Consider the following 23,749-nt stretch of genomic DNA (forward strand, 5'->3'; position numbering starts at 1 on the left):
TCCTGACCGTAATGGTGCACGTCGGTCGCTGTGAGGGTGCTGAGGAGAATCCCTAAGGAGTGTCACCCGGTGGCACCCTTGGACGGGTGCGGTTGCTGGTGGTGGAGGACGAGTCGCGGCTCGCGTTCGCGTTGCAGCGGGGCCTGCAGGCCGAGGGCTTCGCGGTGGACGTCGAGTCCACCGGGCCGGCCGGCCTGGACGCCGCCCGGCACGGTGGCTACGACGCGATGATCCTCGACGTGATGCTGCCCGGCCTGTCCGGCTACGAGGTGGTGCGCCGGCTGCGGGCCGAGGAGCACTGGCTGCCGGTGCTCATGCTCTCGGCCAAGGACGGCGAGTACGACCAGGCCGACGGGCTGGACTGCGGGGCGGACGACTACCTCACCAAGCCCTTCTCGTACGTGGTGCTGCTGGCCCGGCTACGGGCGCTGCTGCGCCGGGGCGCGCCGGAGCGCCCCACCGTGCTCACGGTCGGCGACCTGCGGCTGGACCCGGCGCGACGGCGGGTGACCCGGGCCGACGTCGAGGTGGCCCTGACCACCCGCGAGTACGCCCTCCTCGACTACCTGATGCGCCGGCCCGGCGAGGTGGTCTCCAAGACCGAACTGCTGGACCACGTCTGGGACGCCAGCCTGGACACCGCCCCCAACGCCGTCGAGGTCTACGTCGGCTATCTGCGGCGCAAGATCGGCCGCGACCGGCTGGAGACGGTCCGCGGCGCCGGCTACCGGCTCGCTGCATGAGCGTGAAAGGAGGGGCCCCTTCTTATCGCCTCCGGTATAGGAAGGGCCCCCTGTTAACACTCGGCCTGCGCGCCCGGCTGCTGGTGATCGGGGTGGCCGGGCTGAGCGTCGGGCTGGCGCTCGGCGGGACGCTGCTGCTCGGCGCGCTCGGCTGGACGCTGCAGCGCACGGTCGACGCCGAGGCGTTCCGGACCGCCGACGCGGTCGCGCTGCTCGCCGCCGAGAACGCCCTGCCCGACCCGCTCCCGGTGGCCGGCGGCCAGCTCCGGGTCCAGGTGGTCGACGCCCATGGCCGGGTCCGGGCCGCCTCCATCGACGGCGACCGGCTCGTGCCCATGCTCGGCCCCGACCAGCTCCGCGCCGGGCAGCGCCAGCGCCTCGTGGAGGATGGCCGGCGAGTCGGCCTCACCGGCCCGGTACGCGTGGTGACCGTGCCGGCGGGCACCCCGGCCGACCCGCTCACCGTGCTGGTCGCCAAGTCGATGACCGATGTCCGGCACAGCCTGCACGTGGTCCGGACCCTGCTGCTGGTGGGGTTCCCGCTGCTCGTGGCCGGGCTGGCCGTGGTCGCCTGGCGCGTGGTCGGCGCAACGCTGCGCCCGGTGGAGGCACTGCGCAGCGGCGCCGCCGAGATCACCGGGCGGGCCGGTCCCGGGCGGCTGCCCGTACCGGCCGCGCGGGACGAGATCCAGCGGCTGGCGGTCACCCTCAACGACATGCTCGACCGGCTGGAGGCGTCCCGGACCCGGCAACGGGCGTTCGTCGCCGACGCCGCGCACGAGCTGCGCAGCCCGCTGACCAACATGCGTACGGAGCTGGAGGTGGCCCGGCGGCTGGGCGACGCGACGGACTGGCCGGCGGTGGCGGACAATCTGCTCGCGGACACCGAGCGGTTGGCCCGGCTCGTCGACGACCTGCTGCTGCTGGCCCGTCTCGACGAGCAGGCGGCCCGGCCGGACGGGCCCCCGTCCCGGGCGGTGGGCCCGGTCGAGCTGGGCGAGCTGCTGCGCGCCGTCGCCGGCCGCTACCCGTCCCCACCGGTACGCCTCGCCCCGCCACCCGGGCCACTCTGGACCGAGGGCGACCCGGGGGAGCTGCGCCGGGTGCTCGCCAACCTGGTGGAGAACGCGCTGCGGCACGCCCACGGCGAGGTGCTGCTGGCGGTCACCGGCCCGCACCCCGACCCGCCGGTGCCCGGGCAGCGCGGGGCGGCCCCGGCCGCCGGCGCGTACCACCTGGTGACCGTGACGGACGACGGGCCCGGCATCCCGGCGGCCGACCGGGAGCGCGTCTTCGCCCGGTTCACCCGGCTCGACGACGCCCGGGCCCGCGACGACGGCGGCACCGGGCTGGGGCTGGCGATCGTGCGGGAGCTGGTCCGGCGCGCGGGCGGCGGCGTCGAGCTGTCCGACGCCGTGCCCCGGGAAGCGACGGTGACCAGGCCCGGGCTGCGGGTGACGGTGCGGCTGCCGGCGCTGGACGACCCGGAGGCCGACTAGCAGGTGCCGAGCCGCAGGTCCGTGCCCGTCGTCTCGGCGGGCTGTCGAGACGACGGGCACGGCGGGCGGGTCAGCAGCGCGGCACGTTCGGGATGAAGCCGCTGTATCCGGTCAGCACGTACGCGTCGGAGACGTACTGGTTGGTGCCGATCCGGTTCCAGATGTTGCTGGTGCCGTACGTGCCGGTCACGCTGGTGCCGATGGCCTGGCAGTAGATGCTGACGGTCGCGCCGTGGGCGACGGAGCCGACGACGGCGTAGTTGGTCCCGGGGCCGGAGCGGACGTTGAGGGTCCCGCCACCGGTGTTGACCGTGCCGCTGCCGATGCCGGTCACGCCGTTGACCAGCTGCATGTAGTACGTCCAGTTCCAGTACGGGCCGGGATCGGTGTGCGTCGCCCCCGGCACCTCGATGTGACCGATGATGTGGGTCCGGTCCTTCGGGATGCCGTATTTGTTCGCGATGTTGCGGGTCAGCGCCGCGGATGCCCGGTACATGGCGTCGGTGTACCAGCTCGGCTCGTTGACGTAACCCTCGTGCTCGATCCCGATGGACTGGGTGTTGTACGTCCAGTTGCCGGCGTGCCAGGCGATGTCCTTCTCCCGAACGGACTGGGTGACCGCCCCGTCGGAGGAGCGGAACGTGTAGTGGGCGCTCACCTTGGCCGACGGGTTCTGGAACCAGCTGATCGAACCGGCGTAGGAGCCCTGGGTGACGTGGATGACCACGTAGTTGATCGGGTAGTCGGTGGGGCGGTTGGCCACCGTGTAGTTGCCGGAGTAGGCGGGTGCCCAGGCGGCGGGCCCGTAGTCGGTGCTCATGGTGCCGACACCGCCCGTGCCCAGGGCGGCCACCCGGGCCAGGTCGCCCCGCTGCGGCGTGACCGGCCGGCCGGCGACCGTCACCGTGCCGCCCCGGGCGGCGGTGAATCCGGCGGCGAGCAGGTCGTAGACGGTGTCCGCGTAGAGCCGGGCGACCGAGGGGTTGGTCGCGCCGCCGTATCGGACGACCGAGCCGTACCACCGGTTGACGTCTTTGCGGTCGGCCTTGGTCAGGCCGGCCCGGTCGGCGTACGACCGCAGCACGGCGGCGGCGCCGGTGATGTTGGCGGACGTGTCGGTGCGCAGTGCCCTGCGGTCGAGTCCGGTCAGTGTGGCCGCCTCGTCGAGGGTGTGCACGGTGGGGTTGCTGGTGAGGTGCATCAGGCCGTAGCCGCCGGACGCGCTCGGCGCGCCGCCGTGCCCGTCCAGCCGGGTCTCGGCGTAGCCGAGCGCGACGAGCAGGTCACGTGGCACGTCGTACCGTGCCGCGGCGGTGTTGAAGGCGGCGCCCAGCGGGCCGGTCGCCGTGCCGGCCGGCGCGGCGAGGGCGGGCCCGGCGCCGAGCGCGGACTGGGCGGACAGCGAGAGGGTCACGATCAGCATGGCGCCGACCAGGCGGTTGGGTCGGCGCAGGGGGAACCGAAGGCGCACCGTAGCTCCTTTTCCGATGACCGGGAGGGGTGGGCCGTACGGTATACCGTGATGGTTGTCGATGTATAGATTTTGCAGGGGAGTAATGCCCCATGGCGACAATCTTCATCCCCGGGCGCGGCGATGGTGCCGGTCAGCTCCGGCGGGTGCAGACCGGAGCCGCCCGGGCCACCGTGTCGGTGGACCAGACCACCGCGACCGTGAAGCAGTAGTCGGTGCTGCGGCCGAGCCCGTAGGCGGTGTAGCTGTCGGTGCCGGCCGGCAACTGGAGGAAGGTGTGCTGCTCCTGCCCCGAGCGGCCGCCGGCTACCACCACCGGCCCTTCCGCGCCGGCCGGGTACGTCCAACTCAGCACGATGCTGTCCCGCCGATCGGTCAGCCGGACCTGCCCGGGCGGAGCGCCGGGGGAGACGGCGGGCGCGGCATTCGGTGTACCGGTGCCGGAGGGGGTGCCGCCGGCCGGCGTACCGGTAGTGCCGGGCGCGGGGCCGGGGGCGTCATGGGGGCGGCCCACCCGGGACACCCCGGCAATCACCGCGATGGTGCCGAGCGACAGCACCACGATCACCCCGGCCACCACCAGCGGCAGCCACGGGGAGGTCCGCCTCTCGGGGGCCGGCGGCCGGGGCACGTGCACCGGCAGATAGCGCGGCGGGACCCCGGGGTCCGCGGCCGGCTCCACCCGGCGTACGCCCTCCGGCTCGCTCTCGGTCAACCCGACCACGGTGGGCGGCAGTGCGCTCTCCCCGGGACGCCAGGGCTCCTCGGCCGGCTCGTCGGAAGGCCACGGGTAGTCGTCGAACGGGTCGGCGGCCTCGGGCGGCATGCGCGGCGTGGGCACGCTCGGGCGCCCGCCCTCGGTCCGGCCCGGCGGGTGGTAGAGCGGTGGTTCGGGGAAGCTCGGCTCGGGCGGGTGGTGGAGCGGCGGTTCGGGGAGGGTCGGCTCGGGCGGGTGGTGGAGCGGCGGTTCGGGGAGGGCCGGCTCGGGCGGGCACTCGGCGGCCGGGGGGACCCGGGCGGCGGGCACGACCGGCGCCTCCCGGGTCGGCGGCGCCGGGGCCGCGCAGACGTGGTCCGGATCGGCGCCGGCCCGGACCAGCCCCGTGACCTGCGCGGCGAGCGGGTCATCGGCGGGCAGGTGCAGCTCGCACAGCTCCTCGGCCAGCGTCAGGTGCTCGTGGGATTCCGCGTGCCGGCCGCAGTCGCGTTCCATCGCGCCGAGCTTGGCCAGCATCTTGATGCCGCTCGGGTGGCCGTCGCCGTATACCTCGCGGTGCAGTTCCCAGGTGTCCTGCAGCCGGTCCCGGGCGACGTCGCAGTGGCCGCGGGCGTACTCCACGGTGGCCAGGTCGGCGTGCGCGGCCAGCACCCGCTGCGCCTCCGGGCCGTCACGCGCGGTCAGCTCGATGATGACGTCGGAGTAGAGCCGGGCGGCCCGGGCGTCGCTGCCGACCCGGTGCAGCACCGCGGCCAGCGTGGCGGCGGCGGTGACGGTGCGTTCGTCGGAGCGGCCGTACAGCCGGGTGGCCGCCGCGTACGCGAAGGCGGCCCAGCCGCGCGCGGTGTGCGGCTCGCCGAGCGCGACCAGCACTCGGGCCTGGAGCCCGGCGGCCTCGGCCAGCTCGGGGGTGGCGTTCGCGGGACGTGGATCGGCGTCGGTCAGCGCGTCGGCGAGCAGCCGCTGGGCACCGGCGAGGTCACCCTCGGCCACCAGGTGGTGCGCCTGGACAGTCAGTTCACCGAAGCCGGAGGTCACGCCCCATCGTGCTCGTCCGGCAACGGTAAGTACAACCCCCGCAGTGGATCAGTTTGGTCGGGATCCGGTCAGGTGGTCGGCCAGGGCTTCGCTGATCCGTCGGAGCTGGTCCACCTCCGCGGGACTCAACGTGTCGAACAGGTGGCGGCGTACCCCCTCGACGTGGCCGGGGGCGGCGGCGGCCAGGGCGGCGTGGCCGGCGTCGGTGAGGACGGCGATCTGCCCGCGCCGGTCGGTGGGGCACTCGTCCCGGCGGGTCCAGCCGGCCGCCTCCAGCCTTGAGACGGCGTGCGAGAGCCGGCTACGGGAGGAGCCGGTGGCGTCGGCGAGCTCGCTCATCCGTAGCCGCCGGTCCGGGGCCTCGGAGAGCCGGACCAGGATCTCGTAGTACGCGTGCGGCATCCCGGCGTCGCGCTGCAGCTCGCGGTCGAGGGTGTCCATCAGCGCCCGGGAGGCGGTGAGGAACGCGCGCCAGGTCCGCTGCTCGTCGGGGTTCAGCCACCTCGTCATGGCGTCCATCATAGGGCAGGTTGTTGAGCGCTCAACTAAATCGCGCTACCGTCGGGTCATGGGAATCCACCGCCTCAACCACGCCGTACTGTACGTCCGTGACCTCGAGCGCAGCGTCGCCTTCTACCGCGACGTGCTCGGCTTCCGCCCGATCCAGATGACGCCGGACGGCTTCCGCGGCGCCGCCTTCCTCCAGGCACCCGACTCCACCAACGACCACGACCTCGGCCTGTTCGAGATCGGCGCCGCCGCCGGCCCGTCGCCGGCCGGCCGGGCCACCGTCGGCCTCTACCACCTCGCCTGGGAGCTGGACACCCTGGACGAGCTGGCCGCCACCGCCGAGCGGCTGGCCGCCGCCGGCGCCCTGGCCGGCGCCTCCGACCACGGCACCACCAAGAGCCTCTACGGACGCGACCCGGACGGGCTGGAGTTCGAGATCTGCTGGATCGTCCCGGCCGACCTGCTCGACGCCGACGCCCTCGCCGCACGCAAGCGGATCGGCCGGCTCGACCTCGACCGGGAGCGGCAGCGCTACGGCGGCCAGACCCGCGGCGGGGTGGGGATCTCCGTTCCGGCCTGAGACACCGGTGCGGTAGAACGGCAGGATGTCGACCGACACCGTCCTGCGCGAGCTGCTCGTCCGGCAGCTCGACCACTGGCTGCCGGCAGCGCTGCAGCGCTCCCGGCGGGCCACCCTCGCCCTCGCGTACGCCGGGAGCGACACCGCGGGCGCGGAGGCCGCGCTGCGGGTGGTGGCCGAGTTCGCCGACCGGCTGCGCGGGCGGCGGCTGACCGTGCTGGTGCTCGCCGCCGGCGGTGCGGAGCTGCCGGCCCGGCTCGGCGCGGCCGAGGCGGCCCTACCGGCGGACGTCGTCGTGCACGTGGTGCCCGGCCGCCCCGACCGGCTGCCGGTGCTGCTCAAGGCCGCCGGCGCGGCGGGCGCCCCGCTGCTGACGGTGGTCGACGGCGGCGACCCCGACCCGGCCCTGCTGGCCGCGGCCGCCTCCGGCCGACCGGCCGAGCTGCTGCTGGTCACCGCGCCCGGCCGGTCGCTGCGGCCGGCGCTGGACGCAGCCGGGTTCCCGCTGGTCACCGAGGTGGAGCTGGTCCCCGCCGCCGACGCGCCGGCCCGGCTGCTCGGCTACGCCACCGGCTCCGACCGGGCGCTGGAGGCGCTCAAGGACGCACTCTGGGCGGTCGACGAGTACGCCGGGGTGCGCTACCGCGACCCGGCCGACCCGGCCAGCCGCCTGGCGGACATCACCCTCGACCCGGAGCCCGGCCCGCTGCGCCGCGAACTGCTCACCGAACTCGCCCGCTCCGGCCCCCGTACGGTGACCGAGCTGCGCCGCTTCGCGGTCACCTCGACGGTGTACCGGGCCGCCGACGCGAACCGGGCGCTGGCCTCACTGCTCGCCGCGGGCGCGGTCACCCGGGAGCCCGAGCACGGCCGGCTCGGCGGAGATGTGGTGATCAGCGCCCCGGACGGGACAGCCGGGCCAGCTGCCTGACCACGATGGACGCGCCGGTCGCGATCACCCCGATGCTGAACAGCATCTGCCCGGACACCACCACCCGAGCGACCTGCCCCTGCGCGTGCACGTCGCCGTACCCGACAGTGGTGATCGTGCTGAGCGCGAAGTAGAGCGCGTCCACCCGCGTCCGCAGGCCGACGAACTCGCCGGCTCGGTTGGTGGCGAGGACGTAGTCGCCGAGGGCGAAGGCGAGCACCCCGGCGACCAGCGCGACCGCGAGGCGGATCAGCGAACGGGTCGCCGCCTCGCCGGTGGGCGCGGTGGGCGCGAGCTGCTCGCGCACCTGCCGGGTGATCAGGACGGCGACGGCCACCACCACGACCACGGTGCCGATCGTGCGCAGGACGAGCCGGACCAGGTTCGGGTCGGACGTCAGCGGCACGAGGAAGTACGCCGCCACCAGCAGCAGGCACGCCACCAGCGCCAGTCGGCGCTCCCGCCGGTACGTCCCGTCGGCCATGCGGCGATTCTCCGTCCCGACGCCGGCCGGGCCGGCGGGAACGGCGAAGTCTCCCGGCCGGATCGGCGGCCGCATGGTTGCCGCGCTCGGGACGCCGCCATCATGCCGGGCCGGGCCCGGCGGGGGAGTCGGCGGGCGGGCGGGGGTGCACCATGCGGACGGGCAGCGGCTGCTCCCGGCGGGCGCGGAAGGCACCTGGGCTGACCCCGACCTCGCGGGTGAAGAAGCGGCCGAAGTTGGTCGGCTCGGGGAAACCGAGCCCCCGGCCGATCCGGGCGACCGGCTCGTCGGTGGCGGCGAGCAGCCGGCAGGCCTGCAGGGCCACCCGGTCGTCGATCACCTGCTTGGCGCTGCGCCCGGTCACCGCGAGACAGGCGCGGGTCAGGGTACGCACCGAGCAGCCGAGCTGGGTCGCGTAGTCGTCCACCCGGCGGGACTGCGGGTAGCCGCGTTCCACCTCCCGGCACAGCCGCTGGAAGGTCTCCGTCTCCGGCCGCGGCGTCCGCTCCGGCACGATGGGGAGCAGGGTCAGCCGCAGCAGCAGTACGGCGAGCTGATGGCGCAGCAGCGCCGTGGCGGCGGGCACCCCGGCGTGCCGGTCGGCGTCCACGGTCAGCTGGGTCACCTCGCTGATCACCGCGTCCTCGTCCTCCCCGGCGAGCTGCCGGTACGCCGGCACCGCGTCCGGGTCCACGTCGAGGCCGCTCAGCGTCCCGGCGCCCCAGCGCACCACCGTCGCGTCGAGCTGCGGGCCGAGGCAGCGCAGCGCCTGGCCGGGGTGGGCCCGCAGCAGCGTGCCGGGCCGGCAGGACAGCGCGCGGAAGTCCAGCTCGGCGCTGCCGTGACCGCCGGTGACCAGGATCAGGAAGTCGGCGTCGAGCAGGACCGGGCGGGGCCAGCCGGGCTCGGGCGCGAGGTCACCAAGCGCGCCGGTGGCGATGTCGTCGGTGTCGTACCCGAAGGTGGGCAGGTCGGTGCGGGTGGCCGGGAAGAGCTGACCGGTAGTGACCATCGTCCCGACGGTAACCGCCCGCGGCGCCTGTTGCACTTCGACGGTTTCGGGAGGTAGGAGCGGGTCTTGCCGCCGGGGACGCGGGCCGGTTAGGTTACCGATCGGTAGCGCTTGAGTCGGCGAGCCGGCCCGCGGCCCCGCCGACTTACGATGGGATGGGCATGACGGATCTGTTCTCGGTCGAAGGAAAGAGGATCCTGGTCACCGGCGGCTCGCGGGGGATCGGGCTGATGATCGCCCGGGGCTTCGTGCACGCCGGCGCGAAGGTCATCATCTCCTCGCGCAAGGCCGACGTCTGCGAGACGGTGGCCAAGGAACTGTCCGCCGAGGGCCACTGCGAGGCGATCCCCGCCGACCTGAGCCGCGACGAGGGCGCGCTGGGGCTGGCCGCGGCCGTCCGGGAGCGCGTCGACCGGCTCGACGTGCTGGTCAACAACGCCGGCGCCACCTGGGGCGCGCCGCTGGAGGCGTACCCCGAGAGCGCCTTCGACAAGCTCTGGGCGGTCAACGTCAAGGCCGTCTTCCGGCTCACCACGGCGCTACTGCCGGCGCTGCGCGCGGCGGCCAGCGCCGACGACCCGGCCCGCGTGATCAACATCGGCTCCATCGACGGCCTCCGCGTGCCGTGGATGGAGGTGTACGCGTACTCGGCGACCAAGGCGGCCGTGCACATGCTCACCCGGAGCCTCGCCCACCAGCTCGCCGGCGAGCAGATCACGGTCAACGCGATCGCGCCCGGGCCGTTCGAGAGCAAGATGATGGCCTTCGCCCTGGACGACCCGACGTCCCGGGCGGCGATCGAGCGGCAGGTGCCGCTGGGCCGGATCGGCCGCCCCGAGGACATGGCGGGTACCGCGATCTACCTGTCGTCCCGCGCTGGGGCGTACCTGACCGGGGCGGTGATCCCGGTCGACGGCGGCATCACCACGCACGGCTGATCCGGGCGTACCCGGTGGTGGGTGGCCGGAGTCGCGCGGACTCGGCAGATCCGCGCGGCCCCGGTGTACGTCGTCAGCGGCCGGCGAGCAGCCGGTTCACCGCCGTGTCGACGTCCAGGTGCTCGGCCTCCCGGCCGCGCGGGACGACGACGTAGGTCCGGCGCAGGAAGCGCACGAGGACGCTCCGCGGGACCTCGAAGAGGGCGTTGCCGTCCGGGGACGACAGCGCGAGCGCGACGAAGTCGCCGCGCGGCGTGGCCCACGGCCAGACCCGAACGTCGCCGATGCCGGCCGGCTCGTCGAGCCCGGTGACCAGCAGTTCGCGCGCGAACGACCAGCTCACCGCCTCACCACCGGCGGATTCGGCATGGAACAGGACATGGACCGCATACGGGTCAGCAGGGTCGTAACGCAGACTGGCACGCACCGGCAATGCGGTGGCGTCAGGCGCGACGAGCCTTAGCGACGTCTCGACCTCTACGGTCGTCGGTCGAATGACACTCATGGACGTTCTCCCCCCGGCACCGCTGCGGAACGCGCGTGTCCCGCTTTTCCCATACTCAGCCGCTACTCCTGGCTACGCTCCGCCATACGCTGACTTCACCCAGTGGTGGGAAGGGGGTTGGAAACGCCTCCAAGAATATGAAAATTCTTGTAGGATTTCCTGCTTTGCCCAGTTCCGTGATCCCGCCCGGCAACGGGTGGTTCAGTCGTCGACCTACTCCGGTAACGTCCAGTCCTCAGCGAGGGTGACGGGCCGGGGTGACACTGGGGTGGAAATGGACACGAGGGTTTCCTCAGTGGAGCGGCAGGCCAAGGCCGACCCGCCGAAAGGAGCGGCCCGAGCAGCCGAAAGGCGGGGGGACGAAGTGCCGGTGGATCAGGGTGACCGGGGCGCCGGCGACGGCCACCGGGACACCTCCGGCGTCGCCGTCGCCCCCCGGCCCCGGGGCCGCTGGCGGGGCCGGTTGCACACCACCCTCGACCTGATTCGCGCCAACCCCACCGGCCGGATCACCCTCAAGATCTTCGTTGCCGTCGTCGGCGCCGTCGTGGTCACCGTCGGTATCGCACTCATCCCGCTGCCTGGGCCCGGCTGGCTGATTGTGATCGGTGGGCTCGGCATCTGGGCTCTCGAGTTCATCTGGGCCCGCCGACTGCTCACCTTCACCCGACGCAACGTCCAGTCCTGGACGCGCTGGGTGATGCGGCAGTCACTGGCGGCGCGCCTCCTGCTGGGCGCGGTCGGGCTGGTGTTCGTGGCCGTGGTGCTGTGGCTGTCACTCAAGTACAGCCTCGGCGTCGACGTGGTGGCGCGGGTGCTCCACTACCTCGCGACGCACTGACCCCGGGTTTTTGGTCTGGGTTCTCGATCGGGTAGAGTCATCGGCGCTGGGGGCGATTAGCTCAGCGGGAGAGCGCTTCGTTCACACCGAAGAGGTCACTGGTTCGATCCCAGTATCGCCCACCATCGAAATAGCGAAGAAGAGGCACCCTCGCGAGAGGGTGCCTCTTGCTGATTGCATCGCTAGTTGTCGTTGGACGTCAGCGGATCGTCAGCGAACGCGTCGCGGATGCGTTGATCTCGTCCGCCGGACCGGTGGGTGTAGAGGTTCAGTGTGGTCGACGGTTTCTCGTGACCCATCACCGCCTGGACGTCGTTGACCGGGACGCCGCGACACCAGCTCGCTGACCAGCGACGGGACACGTTCAGCCAGCAGATCGAGGCCCAGGGCAAGACGGCCGGCAGGTCAGCACGGTTGAGGTTGTGCCGGCGAACGACGAGACCGCCTCCCACTTGCGGCTCTAGTGATCGCGGCCCTCGACGGGTGGACCCCACAGGCCCAGAAGGTGAACATCAAGGCGGGCAAGACAGTCACCACCGACTTCGCCCTCCGACCCACCAAGTGTTGACCGAGCGTTGAGAACAACCGGGCCCGCGTCGATCTGATCGGCGCGGGCCCGGCCACACCTTAGCGCGACGTCACTGCCCGTCCAGAGGGCTGGTCGACGGTGTACGGAGCGTCGAGGTGCTCCGTTGCGCAGCAGCCTGGATCCCGCCGGGCGACGGCCAGCGCCGCGGGGTGCTGCCTGCAATCCCAGCGCCGGTCGCCTGTGGCAGGGCGTTGCCGCCGACAGGGTCGGAGTGTCAGTGAGTGTTCACGATCAGGGTGATGTTCCCGGTATGCGCACGTACCCACGCCGCCGCCTCCAGCGCCTGGCCGACGCGGGTGTCAACGAGCGCGGGTTGCCGCCCGCAGCAGGAGCAGGTCGGCGTCGGGAAACGGCCTGCGCCGCCAGATCACCCAGCTCGATGACCAAGGTCACCTGCGCGCTTCTGCCCCAACAGCGGCCAGCGTCGCGGCCAGCCGCATTGAGCATAAGTCGACGATGCCCTATGCCGCTCGGTAGGGGAGCCAGGCTGGGTGGAGCGTTCTGACCCGTGGTGATGCGGCGGACGGGCCGATGTGACCTCCCGGAGTGCACCGAACTGGTCAGCCAGCACTGCCCCCTGCTTAAGGGCATCGACTGTCGTCTCGAGTCTCTGATGCCGGCCAAGAGACGCGCCTTTTCTGTATCGACCTTGGCTCTGGGTGCTGCCCGGACGGCGCCGACACGGGTCCCGCGGTGCCCTGCTGGGAGGGAGCAGTCAGCCTTGACGGGGTTGCTACGTACTGCGATGCTACGCGGGACGTAGTAAGGGAGGTTCCATGGCCCGGCTCGCCGACCTCGGCCGGTTCTCCGAACCGGCACTGCACATCCTGATCAGCCTCGCCGCGGGGCCAAAACACGGCTACGCCATGCAGGACGACATCGGCGAGCTCACCGGCGCCCGCCCCGGACCCGGCACGCTCTACGGCGCGATCCGGCGCCTCGAGGAGCACGCCTACATCGAGGCCCTGCCCGAGCAGGACCGGCGCAAGCCCTACCGGCTGACCGACGCCGGCCGCGCAGCCCTGGGCACCGAGCTGCAGCGCATGCGGTCCCTCGCCGCGACCGGGCTGCGCCGGCTGGCGGTGGCCTGATGCGCGCCCGGATCATCCGCGCCGTGCTGGCGCTGTACCCGGCCGCGATCCGCGAGCGTTACGGCGACGAGATAGCCGAACTGCTCGCCGCCAGTGACACCCCGGCCCGGGACCTGGCCGACACCGCCCGGTGCGCGCTGCGCGACCGGCTCACCCAACGAACGGAGACGATGACCGTGGCTCAGGCGCGCACCGCTGGCGTCACCCTGATCAAGCTGGTCGTCGCGCCGTTCGCGTTCGGCGTGCTGCTGCTGGCCCTTCTGACCACGGCGGGTCTGCTGGCCGACGTGACCGGCGCGCACGAGGCCGCGCCCTACGGGGGCGCGCTGGCGGTGGCGCTCGCCGCGGCCTCGATGTGGTGGTTCGGCCGGTGGATGGCACGCTCCGAGCCGATCGTCGCGGCCGCCGTCGTGGTTCCGGCGGCGCTCGCGCTGGGCGTCGCGGGCATCAGCGCCGTACCGTATGTCGGTGATGTGCTCGGCGAGGTCCGTGCCGGATCGCTGGCGGCCGTGGCCTGCTGGGCGGTCGGCGCCACCGGTCTCGGCTGGGCGGTGAGCGTCCTGCTGCGCCACGGCCGCCGCGCCGCTGCCTGGCTCAGCAGCGGGATGGGGGCGCTGCTGCTGCTCGACGCGGTCACCGCCGTATATGTGTTCACCGCGCTGCCTCCTGAGCGCGCCCCACGGCACAATGCGCCGCTGTGGTACCTGTCGAGCATGAGCTGGTGGGATCCGGGCCTGGTCGACGGCGCGTACCGTCAGCTCGAGGACTCGATCAAGCTGCTGCCGCCGGTGCTAACCATGTGCACGGTGTTCCTGCTCGCCGTGGTCGGCGTCACCGCGAGCAGGCCCCGACTGGCCGCGTGATCGGTTCGACTCTCAGGTGGTTGCAGGAGACGCCGGCTTCAGACGTTTTCGCTCGACAACGCTTGTTGCCGTCACCACACTCAGCGGTGGCACGTCCTTCGCGACAACGGCGCCCGCTCCGACGACCGAGCCGTGACCGATTGTCACTCCAGGGGTGATCGTGGCTGCGGCGCCGATCCACACATCATCCTCGATGACGATGGGCGCGTGCGTGATGAAGTCGTACCGTTCGTCGAGCTCGACGGGGTGTCCGGCCGTGCTCAGAGTTGCTCGGGGACCGATCAGGACGCGATCACCGATGGTGATGCCCCCATAGTCGAGGAAGAAGCATCCCTGATTGATGAACACGCGCTCTCCGAACGATGCTCCGAGCCCATAGTCGCAATAGAACGGGGGCAGGATGGACAGAGAGTCAGGGATCGGTTTACCGAAGATCTCGGTCAGCACCATCCTGCGCGCGTCGAGGTCGTCAAACGGCAGCACGTTGAGGCGCGAGGTCAGGTTCATGACGAGCTGTACGCGTTCCGCGAAGGCTCGTGACTCATGCGTCCGTGTTCGTAGGCGTTGCTCGTTGCGCACGGAGGCGATGCTGGCACAGCGAGTCAGAGACCCGGTGAAGACCCACCGGCAGGGAACGTGTCACCGCTATCTCGGGGGAGCCTCACCGGGTTTCCTGCTCGCGGAGCGAATGCCCGGCGGGCTTCAGGAGGCGAGCGTTCTCGCGGGGCTTGGCCTGGCGGCGGCGGCGAGAAGCCAAGATCGTGCCGACGACGAGCCCGCAGAGGACGGCGAGGAGAAGGAGCAGCACCCAGGGGATGGTCCAGGCGTGCGTCGTGGTCTCAACGGCGGCGAGCGGGGCGACGGAGCCCGACGCGTCGGTGAAGAGCGGGACGAGGGTGACGGTCCCGGTCAGTTTCAGTGCGGGAGCCACTCCCTGTACGGGCACGGAGACCTTCCAGGTGTCACCGGGGAGCAGCGGGGGCGAGTCGTCGATTTGCCCGGCGCGGACCTTCAGGCGCCTGAAGGGGCCGGCTATGGACACTGCTTGCCGAGCGGTGAGGATGGCGTTGCCCGTGTTGTGGATCGTGTACGTGACGGTGGCGTCGCCCTTCCCGATCGGATTGTGCGTGCCCGAGTAGTGCACCTGCAGGTCCTCGACCGACAGGCTCGGCTTGAGTTCTCCACCCACGCGCAGGCGGATCCGGATGCCCACACGCCGGGCCACATTCTTTCCGTCCGCTTGGTTGGCCTGCGTCAGCGAGGTGACGACGCCGCCCAGGTAGTCGCCGGGCGCGGCATTGTCCGGAAGGGTGAGCTTGAACGGCACCTCGACCGACTTGCCGGGTCCGACCGTCACGTCGGGTCGGTCCAGGTGGACCCACGCACCGATCCCTGTCGATTTGGTGTCCTCGGTGACGAGGTCGAGCCGACCCGACTCGGTGGTGAATCCGTCGGCGGCGTACACAGCCAGGTTGAGCGGCGTGGCGCCGTGGTTGATGACGACGAGACCGTCCTTGAGCTGTCCGCCGGGGTTGAGGGTGTAGGTGTAGTTCTGCCGGCCGGACCCCAAGTTGTTGGAGGCCGTCCTGACCGCCCAGGAGACGTCGCCGTCCGCCGCTGCGGCAGGTGTGGCCTCCACTGCGAGGAAGCTGAACGCGACGAGCAGCACCACGACAGTGGCCTGGGCGAGGACTCGACCTGCTGTGGTCGTACGTGGTCTGGGCGGGTGCATCAGATGATCCTCGGACGGTCTGGGAGCGGCGGGGTGGAACGCGTGCGGTGGGGTGGGCACCCGACGGTGCCCACCCCACCGGTTGGAGCGGGCCGGGTCAGCTCAGCGCGGTGAGCGTGAGGGTCCCGGCACCGCCCTCGGTCGTCTGCTGGAGCCACGCGGGCTCAGCCGGGGTCGACCGGGCCACGTCGGCCCGCTGGTCCCAGCCCTTGCCGCGGTACGGGTGGATGACAACCTTGTCGACGGTGGAGCCGACCGGCTGAGCGGGGCTGGTGCCGTTGTTCGGGCCGCACCACTTCACCTTGCCCAGCTCCACGGCGGCGTTGGGCCCGTCGCAGGTGCTGCTGCGGATGTTCTCGACGACGAGCTTGTTGTCGCGCACCTGGATCTTCACGTAGGTACGGACGTGCTCCTGGTTCTCGACAGAGTTGGCCCAGTGGCTGTCAGGGTTCAGCGGGTCGGGGCCGAAGTCCGAGCCCTGGACCGGAGCGGTGAGGTCGTAGTACTTCGAACCTGACGCGGAGTTCGCCGTCACGTAGATGACACCCCCCGGGCCCTGGGCCACCTGCTCGGAGCCGGGCTGCTCATCCGGGTGCGACTTCTGACCGTTCTTGATCGCGTAGCTGCGGGAGTAGGCGTGGTCGTGACCCTGCAGGACCAGGTCGACGCCGAGCTTCGAGAAGGCGGTCGGGAAGTCCTGACGGCGCTTCTTGTTGTCGTTGTCGTTCGCGTGGGCGGCCGGCGAGTAGATCGCGTGGTGGTACACGAGCACCGTGTACTTGGCGTCGGCGCCGTGCGCCTTGACCACGTCGGTGATGTAGCCGATGTGCGCCTCGTCAGAGCCGTTGGCGTACGCGTTGCTGTTGATGTCGATGAACAGGACGTCCTTGTAGATGTACCAGTAGTCACCGCCGGACCGGGTCGTCGTGCTGCCGTTGTAGTACGGCGCGGAACGGTCGGTGTTCGGGGTCCAGAAGTGCTGCTCGTACGCCTTGCCACCGACATCGTGGTTGCCGATGGTGGCGACCCACGGGTACTGGCGCAGCTTGTCGGGCGCGAGGAACGCGTTCCACTGCGTCTCGGTGTTGGCGGTCTCGACCTGGTCACCACCGGAGACCAGCAGTTCGGCGTTCGGGTTGGCGGCGAGGGCGACGTTGAGGGTGTCCTGCCACCCCTCACCGTCCTTCGCCACGTTGCCGGACGAGCCGATCTGCGGGTCGCCGAAGAACAGGAAGTCGAAGTCGCCCTTGAAGTTCTGGGTCTTGAAGGAGTACGTCGGGGACCAGCCGTCCTCGGCACCGACGCGGTAGGAGTATTCGGTGTTTTCCTGCAGGCTGTCGATCGTGGCGTGGCCGTTGTAGCCGCCGTTGACGCTGTTTGCGCCGACGCTGGCCGAGAAGGCCACAGCGTTCGCGGGGAACTCGCCGTTTACGAGCTGGGAGGTCGGCGCGACCTCGACCATCTGCGGGGTGCCGGTCGAGGAGTACCACGACACGACGCGCTGCGATTCGCTGGCACCCACGCCGAGGACGATGCCGGTGGGCGCCGCGAGATCGGCCGCGTGGGCCGCGGTCATCAGGCCGCTGCCGAACACCGCGGCGACGCCGAGGACCGCCGCGCCGGCGCCCCCGGCCACCCGGCGGCGCGCAACCCCGCGGCCCTGTGTCCAATCGAACCTCATCAGATTCCATCCGTTCTGATACGAGGGAGTATTGAAAAACCTTGGTCAACATCGCGGAAGCCGGTGTCCAGCAGGTGAACCTGGGGCAGGCGGACTGTGACGCCTGCCGGAAGTCGTCCTGGGAAGTCAGATTCCGACGACTCGCTGCACGAACCACACCAGGCCCAGCACGGACACCCCCGCCGCGATCGCCCCGGACGTCCACACCCCAGCGGCCGGGCTGTGGCGGCGCAGCAGGGCGAGCAGTGGGAAGACGACCACGATGATCGCCAACTGGACGACCTCGATGCCCACGTTGAAGACGAGCAGCGACCACAGCAGCGTCCACGAAAAGGCCTGGTCGATCCCCAGTGCCGCGGCGAAGCCGAGTCCATGTACGAGGCCGAAGCAGAACACCACCGCGAGCCGCACCCAGCCCGCACGGTCCAGACTGAGGTGACTGCGACCGACCGTCTCGAGATCCGTGGCGTGCGACCGGCGCCGCCAGGCCCGCCACAGATGCCAACCCGCGACGGCCGCGATCGACAGGGCGATGACGGGCTCGACGAACGACGCGGGCAGCTGCACGAGGCCGAGGGCGGCGAGGATGAAGGTCACCGAGTGGGCCAGCGTGAAGGCCGTCGCCGCCAGCACGATCTCGCGCAGGCGGCGGGACCCCACGATGAGCGCCAGCAGGAACAGGATGTGGTCGAGCCCGGAGAGCAGGTGCTCGGCACCGAGCCGGAAGAACTCCCAGAACCGCTCGGTCCAGGACTGCTGCGTGGAGAACGACCGATGCTCGGCGTCGAGGGCGGTACTTCCCGACTTCAGGTCGAGGTCATAGGTGACGATCGTCTTGGTGTCGCGCACATAGCCCTCGGAGTCCGGAAACAGCCCGCTGCGGACCTCGTGCGCTCCCGCTGACTCAGGGCACCGGTAGTCGAGAACCAGCAGCGCGTACGGCACACCTTCGCGTTCCTCGACGGTGAAGTCGCCGTTACGGACCGGGGTGCACGCCGTGCCGTCGGCCGTGACGCCGAAGCGCTCGGTCACGTACGCGACCACCGAGTCGGCGTGGGCGCCGAGCGCGGCAGACTGCTCCGCCGCGCCGCCGTCCTCGAACGCCGCGGTGCCCGCCCGGAACAGTTGATCATCCTTCTCGTAGTCGGCAGCGGAGACGACGAGCAGGTCGTACTCCAGCCGCAGCTCGGTGCGGACGTGCCCGGTCTCCGGTGAGGTGAGGTCGACGTACGCGGTCGAGCTGAAGCCGTGGGCAAGCGCGGGCGCGGCACTGAGCAGGACGCCGACGGCTAGGGCCGCGCCGACGACACCAGCGCGCCATCGAGCGGCGTGGGGCATGTGACTCCTCTTCGGTTGGCGACCGAAATCTGCTCGGCTCAGATGAACGAACGGCATCCTGCGCGCGAACCAGCGACGAAACCCACCCGACCGAGGTGACCTCCGCATCCACAAACGGCAGGCCATGGGGTAGGAAGTAGGCGCACCCACCGCCATCTCGAGGACGGTCTCCATGCGCTCCCGCCTTCTGCCCGCCGGCATGCTGGCCGCGGCAGTAGCGATCGCCGTACTGTTCGGCGGATGCAGCTCCGGCGACGACTGGTCCCGGCCGCACCCGAAGCCCACCCCCGTCGGCACCCTCGGCCCGGGGTTCTTCGACCCGGCCGCGCCGCCCGCCCCGGAGGCGACGATCACGCCGCAGCCTGGCTCCTGGGACGGGGTCCGTCCGTCGAAGGGCTATCGGGTGGTGCTGCTCACCGCAGGCGACGACCCCCAGACCAGGACGCTGGTGAACGCCGTGACGCAGTGGGCCGAGGCGGAGCAGGCCAGTGTCAAGACCATCACCGCCACTGGACCCGAGCAGTTCGTTCCGCAGATCAGCAAGGCGATTGACCTGGGGCCCGACCTCATCATCAGCGCCGGCAACGATCTCGTCGACCCGATGGCCCTGGTCACGCCCCACCACCTCGACCAGCAGTTCCTCGTGGTCGGCGCTGAGCTGGCCGAACCCACAGCGAACGTCACCGCCGTCGATTGGTCGGGGGCGTCGTTCCGCGGCGAAGGACTCGGGATGTCTTCGGCGTACGACCCCGCCACCTTCACTCCCGAGCGCGCCGGACGTGCCGTCCGGGCCGGTGTCGCGGCCGTGCTCAACGGCCTGACCGGCATCGTGATCTGGCTGGACTAGGTCCTTCGGCGAGCGGGACTTCGCCCAGCCGCAGCCGAGTTTGGCTGGTGCGCTCATCGCCTTGACGGGTTCAAGCGACGGGCGCCAACGCATTGACGGACGGAGACGCGACTGCCACGATGAGTAGGAAAAGGTTTTCCTACACGTGGATCATCGAGGAGTCGAGGAGGAGCGCCGTGGCGCCGGCCCGCACTCTGCTCGCCACCGTCGCCGTGCTGGCGTCGGTCCTGTCGTCACCGTCCGTGAGCCACGCATCGGCCGCCGGGCCGGCCTCGCCATCCCTGGCCGCGTCGAGCGAGGCCATCCACCCGCGACATGCGCCCGACCGGCTGGCCACTCCGGTCTGCACCGACACCCCGCTGCGGTTGACCTTCGACGGTCCCGTGGAGCTGGGCACAAGCGGCCGGTTGCGGGTACACCGGGCCGGTGGGGAGGTGGTCGACACCATCGACCTGGCCGACCCGGCGACCTACCAGCGCGCGATCGGTGGGGCACGGTCGGACTACGGCGAGATCCACCGCTGGACCTACGAGCCGGTCGTCGTCGAAGGGAACGTAGCGTCGGTGTACCTGCACGACCCGCTCGCACCCGCCCAGGTCTACTACGTCACCATCGACCCGGGATTCTTCGTCGGCGACGCAGGGGTGACCGATCGCACGGCCTGGCAGTTCCGCACGAAGCAGGACCCCCGCCCGGACGTCGACCAGCTCAGCGTCGACGGCCGGGGCAGCGGCGACTTCTGCACCGTGCAGGGAGCTGTCGATTTCGTCCCTGAGGGCAACACCAGGCCGGTCCGGATCGGCGTCGCACCGGGCTTCTACCGCGAGATCGTGTACGTGTCGCAGGCCAGGCCGCACATCTCGATCAGGGGCGCCGGCGCGGCGAGCACCGTCATCGGATACCCGAACAACAACGTGCTCAACGGTGACTCCGCGATGGCGAACGTGCCGCCGGAGCAGAGCTACTGCCCCCGCCGGGTGCTGCCCCAGCCCGACCGCTACAACTGCTGGCGAGCGGCCTTCGGGGTGGACGCCGACGACTTCCGGTTGACCGACCTGACGGTGCAGAACCTGACGCCGTACCGCGGGTCGCAGGCCGAGGCGTTCCGTGGCAACGGCGACCGGATCACCCTGGCCCGGGTGCGGTTGCTCAGCTTCCAGGACACCCTGCGACTGCAGGGCCGCGCCTTCGTCACGGACAGCTACATCGACGGTGACGTCGACTTCGTGTGGGGCACCGGCGGTGTCTTCATGCAGCACTCCGAGTTGAAGGCCCTGCATGCCGGCTACTACAACCAGGTCCGCAACACCGACAACGGTCCCGGCAACGTCTTCGTCGACGTACGGCTGACGCGCGGACCGGAGGTGCCGGACGACAGCGTCTACCTCAGCCGCATCGAGCTCAACCGATTCCCCTCGAGCCAGGTGGTCTTCATCGACTCCGCCATGGACTCGCACGTGAAGAGGGTGGGCTGGCAGATCACCAGCCCGAACGACTGCGCCGCGGCCGGGCAGCTGCGCTTCTGGGAGTACGGCAGCACCGACCTCGGCGGCCAGCCGCTCGACACCAACGCCCGGCTGTCCTGCTCCCGTCAGCTCACCGCCGACGAGGCGGCACGGCTGCGCGACCCGGCGTACGTGCTCGGCTGGGACCCGCACGTCGACGAGGTGCACGTCGACGTCCGCGAGATCTGAGCGGGGTGCACACACCTGATGAGAGGAACCGAGGAGTGAGGCGTCGTACGCGAGTTCTGCTGTGCCTGGGCGCGGTCGCGGCCATGACGTCCGGGCTGACCGGTCCGAGTTTCGCCGCGGGGGCGAGTGGCCCGGCGGCAGCCGGGAGTCAGGCCGGGGTGCGCTCGACGGGCACCGTCGTGGTAGCCCGCCCGGGCTCCGCGCCCATCATCACGAACGTCGGCACGGCCACGATCACCGTCCGCGCCGGCGCCATGGTGCCCGCGGTCAAGGGCCTGCTGGTCGCCTCCGACCGGTCGAGGCAGCAGCTTGCGGTCGTCGACGCGGAGGGCAGTGCCAAGGGATCCGAGCGCATCGTCGCCGGGGACCGGCTGCGGGTGACCGCCGAGGACGGCCGCTCCGTGGGTAGCTACACCTTTGCCATCGAGGATCCGGACGCCGAGCAGCGCGACGGCGTCTACTGGAACCATTCCCGATACGACGAGATCGACCGCACCGTCAACGCGAACACCCCGGTCTTCCCGGACCGCCGCTGCGACATCACCGATGACAGGTACGCGCACCTGGTCCGGCAGATCACCGAGAGGTACGCCGTCGGCAACGAGGCCGGCAACCCGGCGGTCAAGTCGTCACCGCTCGTCTACGCGTCGCGTCAGGTCTGGTACTACACCGACGCCATCGCCGCGGCAATCTCCGATTGCCACAGCGCGGGCGGCGGGATCGTGGTCGTCCCGGCTGTCGGCTCCCGCAACCCCGACGGGGCCTACTACTCCGGGGCCATCACCCTGCTGAGCAACATCAACCTGCGCATCGAGACCGGTGCCGCCGTGAAGTTCGTCCGCAACAAGACGAACGAGTACTACCCGGTCGTGCTGACCAGCTACGAAGGCAGCGACCTCTACAGCTTTTCGCCCTGCGTCTACGCATTGCATCAGACCAATGTCGCGGTCACCGGAGGCGGTCTGCTGGACGGCCAGGAGGACATGTGGAACTGGCGTCCGTGGAAGAAGGGCTACTGGGGCGAACCCTCGGTGGAGAACAAGGACACCAACGCGCCGTACGGCACGAACGGGGTCCTCAACGCCATGAACTACGCCGACGTGCCGATCCAGAAGCGCATCTTCTCCGACGACGGGCATATGCCGGCGACCATCCCGGTGATCGACGGTGACTCGGTGCGCAATGTCGCACCGCCCGCCGACGCGGTGCCCCTCAGGTCGACCTTCCGGCCGTCGCTCATCCAGACCTACGCGTCGAGCAACGTCCTCATCGAGGACGTGAAGATCCGGAACACGCCGTTCTGGATCGTGCATCCGGTCAGCTCGAGGAACGTCCTGATCCGCAACCTCGACATCTACAGCGACAAGACCAAGGACTTCGAGGCCGGCGGGTGGAACAACGACGACGGCGTGGACCCGGAGTCGAGCAGCCACGTGGTGATGGAAGGCAACCAGGTCACCGTCAGCGACGACGGCGCGGCGATCAAGGCCGGCCGCAACGTCAACGGCAGGAAGCACCGCAGTCCCAGCGAGGACATCATCATCCGGCACTCGGTCTACAACAACGACGGCGGCGGGTCCGCGGCCGTCTCGATGGGCAGCGAGATGTCCGGGGGCGTACGCAACGTCTTCATCCACGACAACGAGTTCGGTGGGCCCGGACTGTCGCTGGCGCTGAAGATCAAGACCAACTCCAACCGGGGTGGCTACGTCGAAAACATCTACCTGAGAGACTGCCTGTTGCGGAGCGGCATCTCGGGGATGGTGCAGTTCGACGGCAACTACTCCGAAACCGTCCCGTTCCCGGGCGCGGACGTGTTCAACCCGGCCATCCGGAACATCTACCTGGACAACGTCGACACCGCGCCCACCATGACGCCGGGGCGGACCACCTTCCAGATGTCCAGCGCGGCGTCGCGGTCGCCGGTGGAGAACGTCTACTACCGGAACTCGGAGTTCTACACGACGAGCACGCTCGACGCGGGCTTCCGAGGGAACAAGAACATCAAGAACTTCGTCGTGGAGAACGTCGCCTACGTTAACCCGTCGACGCTGCAACGCACGCTCTACAACGCGACCCCGTTGAAGCTGCTGGACGAGACGGAGGCGGTGACCGACTCGGGTCACGCCGTGCGATTGACCGCGGCGAGCATCCCGGCTCCGGACACCATCACCCCCGTGCCGGCCAGGACGTTCACCCTCCGCGGAAAGGTCGACCTGGCGAGCTATCCGGACTTCGTCGGCAGGGGAACGGTCCGGGTGTTCGTCGACCGGAGCGGGACCGCCATCCTGGCCGCTCTCGCTGCCGACGGGAGCTTCGCGACCGGACCGATCACCCTGAACGATGACCAGAGCTGGTACCAGGATCGGCACTACGTCGCGGTGAACTTCCACGACGGCGGTATCAACATGAACACGATGGTGTACCAGGTGGCGGTCGAACCAGCGGGCTGATCAGCAGCAGCGGCACTCGTCTTTCCGCCCGCTTCCGTGAGCGACATCGGTCACGGAAGCGGGCGGGCCCTGCGGGACGCCGGGCAGACCTCCTCCTACCGACAGTGCCCTCCCACCAGGAGCAACACCGCGCGCGATCGTGGCTCGGCCACACCAGGAGTTCAGACCTGCGACAGCCGCGACGCGGATGA

General features: G+C 70.8%; 21 protein-coding genes and 1 tRNA gene. 12 read left to right on the plus strand and 10 right to left on the minus strand.

Translation table 11 applies throughout. The features are described 5' to 3' along the window. The first annotated feature begins 86 nt into the window (after positions 1-86). The gene (locus ACNAW0_RS01960; RefSeq protein WP_416285898.1) at positions 87-743 is read left to right on the plus strand and encodes a response regulator transcription factor; all 657 of its coding nucleotides are present in this window, start codon (positions 87-89) and stop codon (positions 741-743) included. Further along, positions 740-2,242: a sensor histidine kinase gene (locus ACNAW0_RS01965; protein WP_416285899.1), complete on the plus strand. Its 1,503-nt coding sequence runs from the start codon at positions 740-742 to the stop codon at positions 2,240-2,242. The genes ACNAW0_RS01960 and ACNAW0_RS01965 overlap by 4 nt, the downstream gene beginning before the upstream one ends. A 70-nt stretch (positions 2,243-2,312) precedes the next feature. On the opposite strand, the gene ACNAW0_RS01970 is transcribed toward ACNAW0_RS01965, so the two are convergent. From ACNAW0_RS01970 to ACNAW0_RS01980, 3 genes are all read right to left on the minus strand, one after another. After that, the gene (locus ACNAW0_RS01970; protein WP_416285900.1) at positions 2,313-3,713 is read right to left on the minus strand and encodes an N-acetylmuramoyl-L-alanine amidase; all 1,401 of its coding nucleotides are present in this window, start codon (positions 3,711-3,713) and stop codon (positions 2,313-2,315) included. A 133-nt stretch (positions 3,714-3,846) separates the two neighbouring features. Continuing rightward, complete coding sequence (locus ACNAW0_RS01975) at positions 3,847-5,469, minus strand: tetratricopeptide repeat protein (protein WP_416285902.1); 1,623 nt, start codon at positions 5,467-5,469, stop codon at positions 3,847-3,849. Positions 5,470-5,517: 48 nt separating this feature from the next. Beyond that, the gene (locus ACNAW0_RS01980; protein WP_416285904.1) at positions 5,518-5,988 is read right to left on the minus strand and encodes a MarR family winged helix-turn-helix transcriptional regulator; all 471 of its coding nucleotides are present in this window, start codon (positions 5,986-5,988) and stop codon (positions 5,518-5,520) included. 49 nt (positions 5,989-6,037) lie between these two features. On the opposite strand from ACNAW0_RS01980, the gene ACNAW0_RS01985 reads away from it, so the two are divergent. Together ACNAW0_RS01985 and ACNAW0_RS01990 are read left to right on the plus strand one after the other, a co-directional pair. Further along, the gene (locus ACNAW0_RS01985; RefSeq protein ID WP_416285905.1) at positions 6,038-6,559 is read left to right on the plus strand and encodes a VOC family protein; all 522 of its coding nucleotides are present in this window, start codon (positions 6,038-6,040) and stop codon (positions 6,557-6,559) included. A 25-nt stretch (positions 6,560-6,584) separates the two neighbouring features. Further along, complete coding sequence (locus ACNAW0_RS01990) at positions 6,585-7,490, plus strand: hypothetical protein (protein ID WP_416285906.1); 906 nt, start codon at positions 6,585-6,587, stop codon at positions 7,488-7,490. On the opposite strand, the gene ACNAW0_RS01995 is transcribed toward ACNAW0_RS01990, so the two are convergent. Both ACNAW0_RS01995 and ACNAW0_RS02000 read right to left on the minus strand, forming a co-directional pair. Continuing rightward, positions 7,453-7,974, minus strand: coding sequence for a potassium channel family protein (locus ACNAW0_RS01995; protein WP_416285907.1), 522 nt, complete (start codon positions 7,972-7,974; stop codon positions 7,453-7,455). The genes ACNAW0_RS01990 and ACNAW0_RS01995 overlap by 38 nt on opposite strands. A gap of 100 nt (positions 7,975-8,074) precedes the next feature. After that, entirely contained in the window at positions 8,075-8,986 is a 912-nt protein-coding gene (locus ACNAW0_RS02000) for a helix-turn-helix domain-containing protein (RefSeq protein WP_416285908.1), read from the minus strand. A gap of 161 nt (positions 8,987-9,147) precedes the next feature. Between ACNAW0_RS02000 and ACNAW0_RS02005 the strand changes: the two genes are divergently transcribed. Continuing rightward, positions 9,148-9,924, plus strand: a complete 777-nt coding sequence (locus ACNAW0_RS02005; RefSeq protein WP_416285909.1) for an SDR family oxidoreductase — start codon at positions 9,148-9,150, stop codon at positions 9,922-9,924. Positions 9,925-9,997: 73 nt separating this feature from the next. On the opposite strand, the gene ACNAW0_RS02010 is transcribed toward ACNAW0_RS02005, so the two are convergent. Then, the gene (locus ACNAW0_RS02010) at positions 9,998-10,429 is read right to left on the minus strand and encodes an SsgA family sporulation/cell division regulator (RefSeq protein WP_007457244.1); all 432 of its coding nucleotides are present in this window, start codon (positions 10,427-10,429) and stop codon (positions 9,998-10,000) included. A gap of 274 nt (positions 10,430-10,703) precedes the next feature. Between ACNAW0_RS02010 and ACNAW0_RS02015 the strand changes: the two genes are divergently transcribed. The 4 genes from ACNAW0_RS02015 (at position 10,704) to ACNAW0_RS02030 (ending at position 13,813) form a co-directional block, all read left to right on the plus strand. Continuing rightward, the gene (locus ACNAW0_RS02015; RefSeq protein WP_416285910.1) at positions 10,704-11,270 is read left to right on the plus strand and encodes a TIGR02611 family protein; all 567 of its coding nucleotides are present in this window, start codon (positions 10,704-10,706) and stop codon (positions 11,268-11,270) included. A gap of 50 nt (positions 11,271-11,320) precedes the next feature. Then, positions 11,321-11,395 (plus strand) — tRNA-Val (locus ACNAW0_RS02020). A gap of 1,240 nt (positions 11,396-12,635) precedes the next feature. Beyond that, complete coding sequence (locus tag ACNAW0_RS02025) at positions 12,636-12,950, plus strand: PadR family transcriptional regulator (RefSeq protein WP_416285911.1); 315 nt, start codon at positions 12,636-12,638, stop codon at positions 12,948-12,950. Then, on the plus strand, positions 12,950-13,813 hold the full coding sequence (locus ACNAW0_RS02030) for a hypothetical protein (RefSeq protein WP_416285912.1): 864 nt from the start codon (positions 12,950-12,952) through the stop codon (positions 13,811-13,813). The genes ACNAW0_RS02025 and ACNAW0_RS02030 overlap by 1 nt, the downstream gene beginning before the upstream one ends. Positions 13,814-13,825: 12 nt before the next feature. On the opposite strand, the gene ACNAW0_RS02035 is transcribed toward ACNAW0_RS02030, so the two are convergent. From ACNAW0_RS02035 to ACNAW0_RS02050, 4 genes are all read right to left on the minus strand, one after another. Further along, positions 13,826-14,392 carry a sugar O-acetyltransferase gene (locus tag ACNAW0_RS02035; protein WP_416285913.1) on the minus strand — a complete coding sequence of 189 codons (567 nt, stop codon included), beginning with the start codon at positions 14,390-14,392 and terminating at the stop codon, positions 13,826-13,828. Positions 14,393-14,474: 82 nt separating this feature from the next. Beyond that, positions 14,475-15,545, minus strand: a complete 1,071-nt coding sequence (locus tag ACNAW0_RS02040; RefSeq protein ID WP_416285914.1) for a WxL protein peptidoglycan domain-containing protein — start codon at positions 15,543-15,545, stop codon at positions 14,475-14,477. 97 nt (positions 15,546-15,642) lie between these two features. After that, positions 15,643-17,226 carry a fibronectin type III domain-containing protein gene (locus tag ACNAW0_RS02045; protein WP_416285915.1) on the minus strand — a complete coding sequence of 528 codons (1,584 nt, stop codon included), beginning with the start codon at positions 17,224-17,226 and terminating at the stop codon, positions 15,643-15,645. Positions 17,227-17,352: 126 nt separating this feature from the next. Then, entirely contained in the window at positions 17,353-18,564 is a 1,212-nt protein-coding gene (locus tag ACNAW0_RS02050; protein ID WP_416285916.1) for a HupE/UreJ family protein, read from the minus strand. Positions 18,565-18,736: 172 nt separating this feature from the next. Between ACNAW0_RS02050 and ACNAW0_RS02055 the strand changes: the two genes are divergently transcribed. The 3 genes from ACNAW0_RS02055 to ACNAW0_RS02065 all read left to right on the plus strand — a co-directional run bounded on the left by ACNAW0_RS02055 (position 18,737) and on the right by ACNAW0_RS02065 (position 23,558). Beyond that, a complete protein-coding gene (locus tag ACNAW0_RS02055; protein WP_416285917.1) occupies positions 18,737-19,411 on the plus strand; it encodes a hypothetical protein in 675 nt (224 codons plus the stop codon). Positions 19,412-19,587: 176 nt separating this feature from the next. Further along, positions 19,588-21,105, plus strand: coding sequence for a pectinesterase family protein (locus tag ACNAW0_RS02060; protein WP_416285918.1), 1,518 nt, complete (start codon positions 19,588-19,590; stop codon positions 21,103-21,105). Between the two features lie 35 nt (positions 21,106-21,140). Further along, positions 21,141-23,558: a glycoside hydrolase family 28 protein gene (locus tag ACNAW0_RS02065; protein WP_416285919.1), complete on the plus strand. Its 2,418-nt coding sequence runs from the start codon at positions 21,141-21,143 to the stop codon at positions 23,556-23,558. Positions 23,559-23,749: the final 191 nt, after the last annotated feature.

It is taken from the genome of Micromonospora sp. SL1-18 (genome assembly GCF_047921505.1).
In the GTDB taxonomy this organism is placed as follows: Bacteria; Actinomycetota; Actinomycetes; order Mycobacteriales; family Micromonosporaceae; genus Micromonospora.

Coding starts and splice junctions, on each gene's coding strand:
- ACNAW0_RS02000 (WP_416285908.1), bottom strand. CDS start 8,986: ATGGTCACTACCGGTCAGCTCTTCCCGGCCACCCGCACCGACCTGCCC.
- ACNAW0_RS01985 (WP_416285905.1), top strand. CDS start 6,038: ATGGGAATCCACCGCCTCAACCACGCCGTACTGTACGTCCGTGACCTC.
- ACNAW0_RS02045 (WP_416285915.1), bottom strand. CDS start 17,226: ATGAGGTTCGATTGGACACAGGGCCGCGGGGTTGCGCGCCGCCGGGTG.
- ACNAW0_RS02050 (WP_416285916.1), bottom strand. CDS start 18,564: ATGCCCCACGCCGCTCGATGGCGCGCTGGTGTCGTCGGCGCGGCCCTA.
- ACNAW0_RS01990 (WP_416285906.1), top strand. CDS start 6,585: ATGTCGACCGACACCGTCCTGCGCGAGCTGCTCGTCCGGCAGCTCGAC.
- ACNAW0_RS02005 (WP_416285909.1), top strand. CDS start 9,148: ATGACGGATCTGTTCTCGGTCGAAGGAAAGAGGATCCTGGTCACCGGC.
- ACNAW0_RS02030 (WP_416285912.1), top strand. CDS start 12,950: ATGCGCGCCCGGATCATCCGCGCCGTGCTGGCGCTGTACCCGGCCGCG.
- ACNAW0_RS02015 (WP_416285910.1), top strand. CDS start 10,704: ATGGACACGAGGGTTTCCTCAGTGGAGCGGCAGGCCAAGGCCGACCCG.
- ACNAW0_RS02025 (WP_416285911.1), top strand. CDS start 12,636: ATGGCCCGGCTCGCCGACCTCGGCCGGTTCTCCGAACCGGCACTGCAC.
- ACNAW0_RS02040 (WP_416285914.1), bottom strand. CDS start 15,545: ATGCACCCGCCCAGACCACGTACGACCACAGCAGGTCGAGTCCTCGCC.
- ACNAW0_RS02055 (WP_416285917.1), top strand. CDS start 18,737: ATGCGCTCCCGCCTTCTGCCCGCCGGCATGCTGGCCGCGGCAGTAGCG.
- ACNAW0_RS01995 (WP_416285907.1), bottom strand. CDS start 7,974: ATGGCCGACGGGACGTACCGGCGGGAGCGCCGACTGGCGCTGGTGGCG.
- ACNAW0_RS02010 (WP_007457244.1), bottom strand. CDS start 10,429: ATGAGTGTCATTCGACCGACGACCGTAGAGGTCGAGACGTCGCTAAGG.
- ACNAW0_RS01965 (WP_416285899.1), top strand. CDS start 740: ATGAGCGTGAAAGGAGGGGCCCCTTCTTATCGCCTCCGGTATAGGAAG.
- ACNAW0_RS01980 (WP_416285904.1), bottom strand. CDS start 5,988: ATGGACGCCATGACGAGGTGGCTGAACCCCGACGAGCAGCGGACCTGG.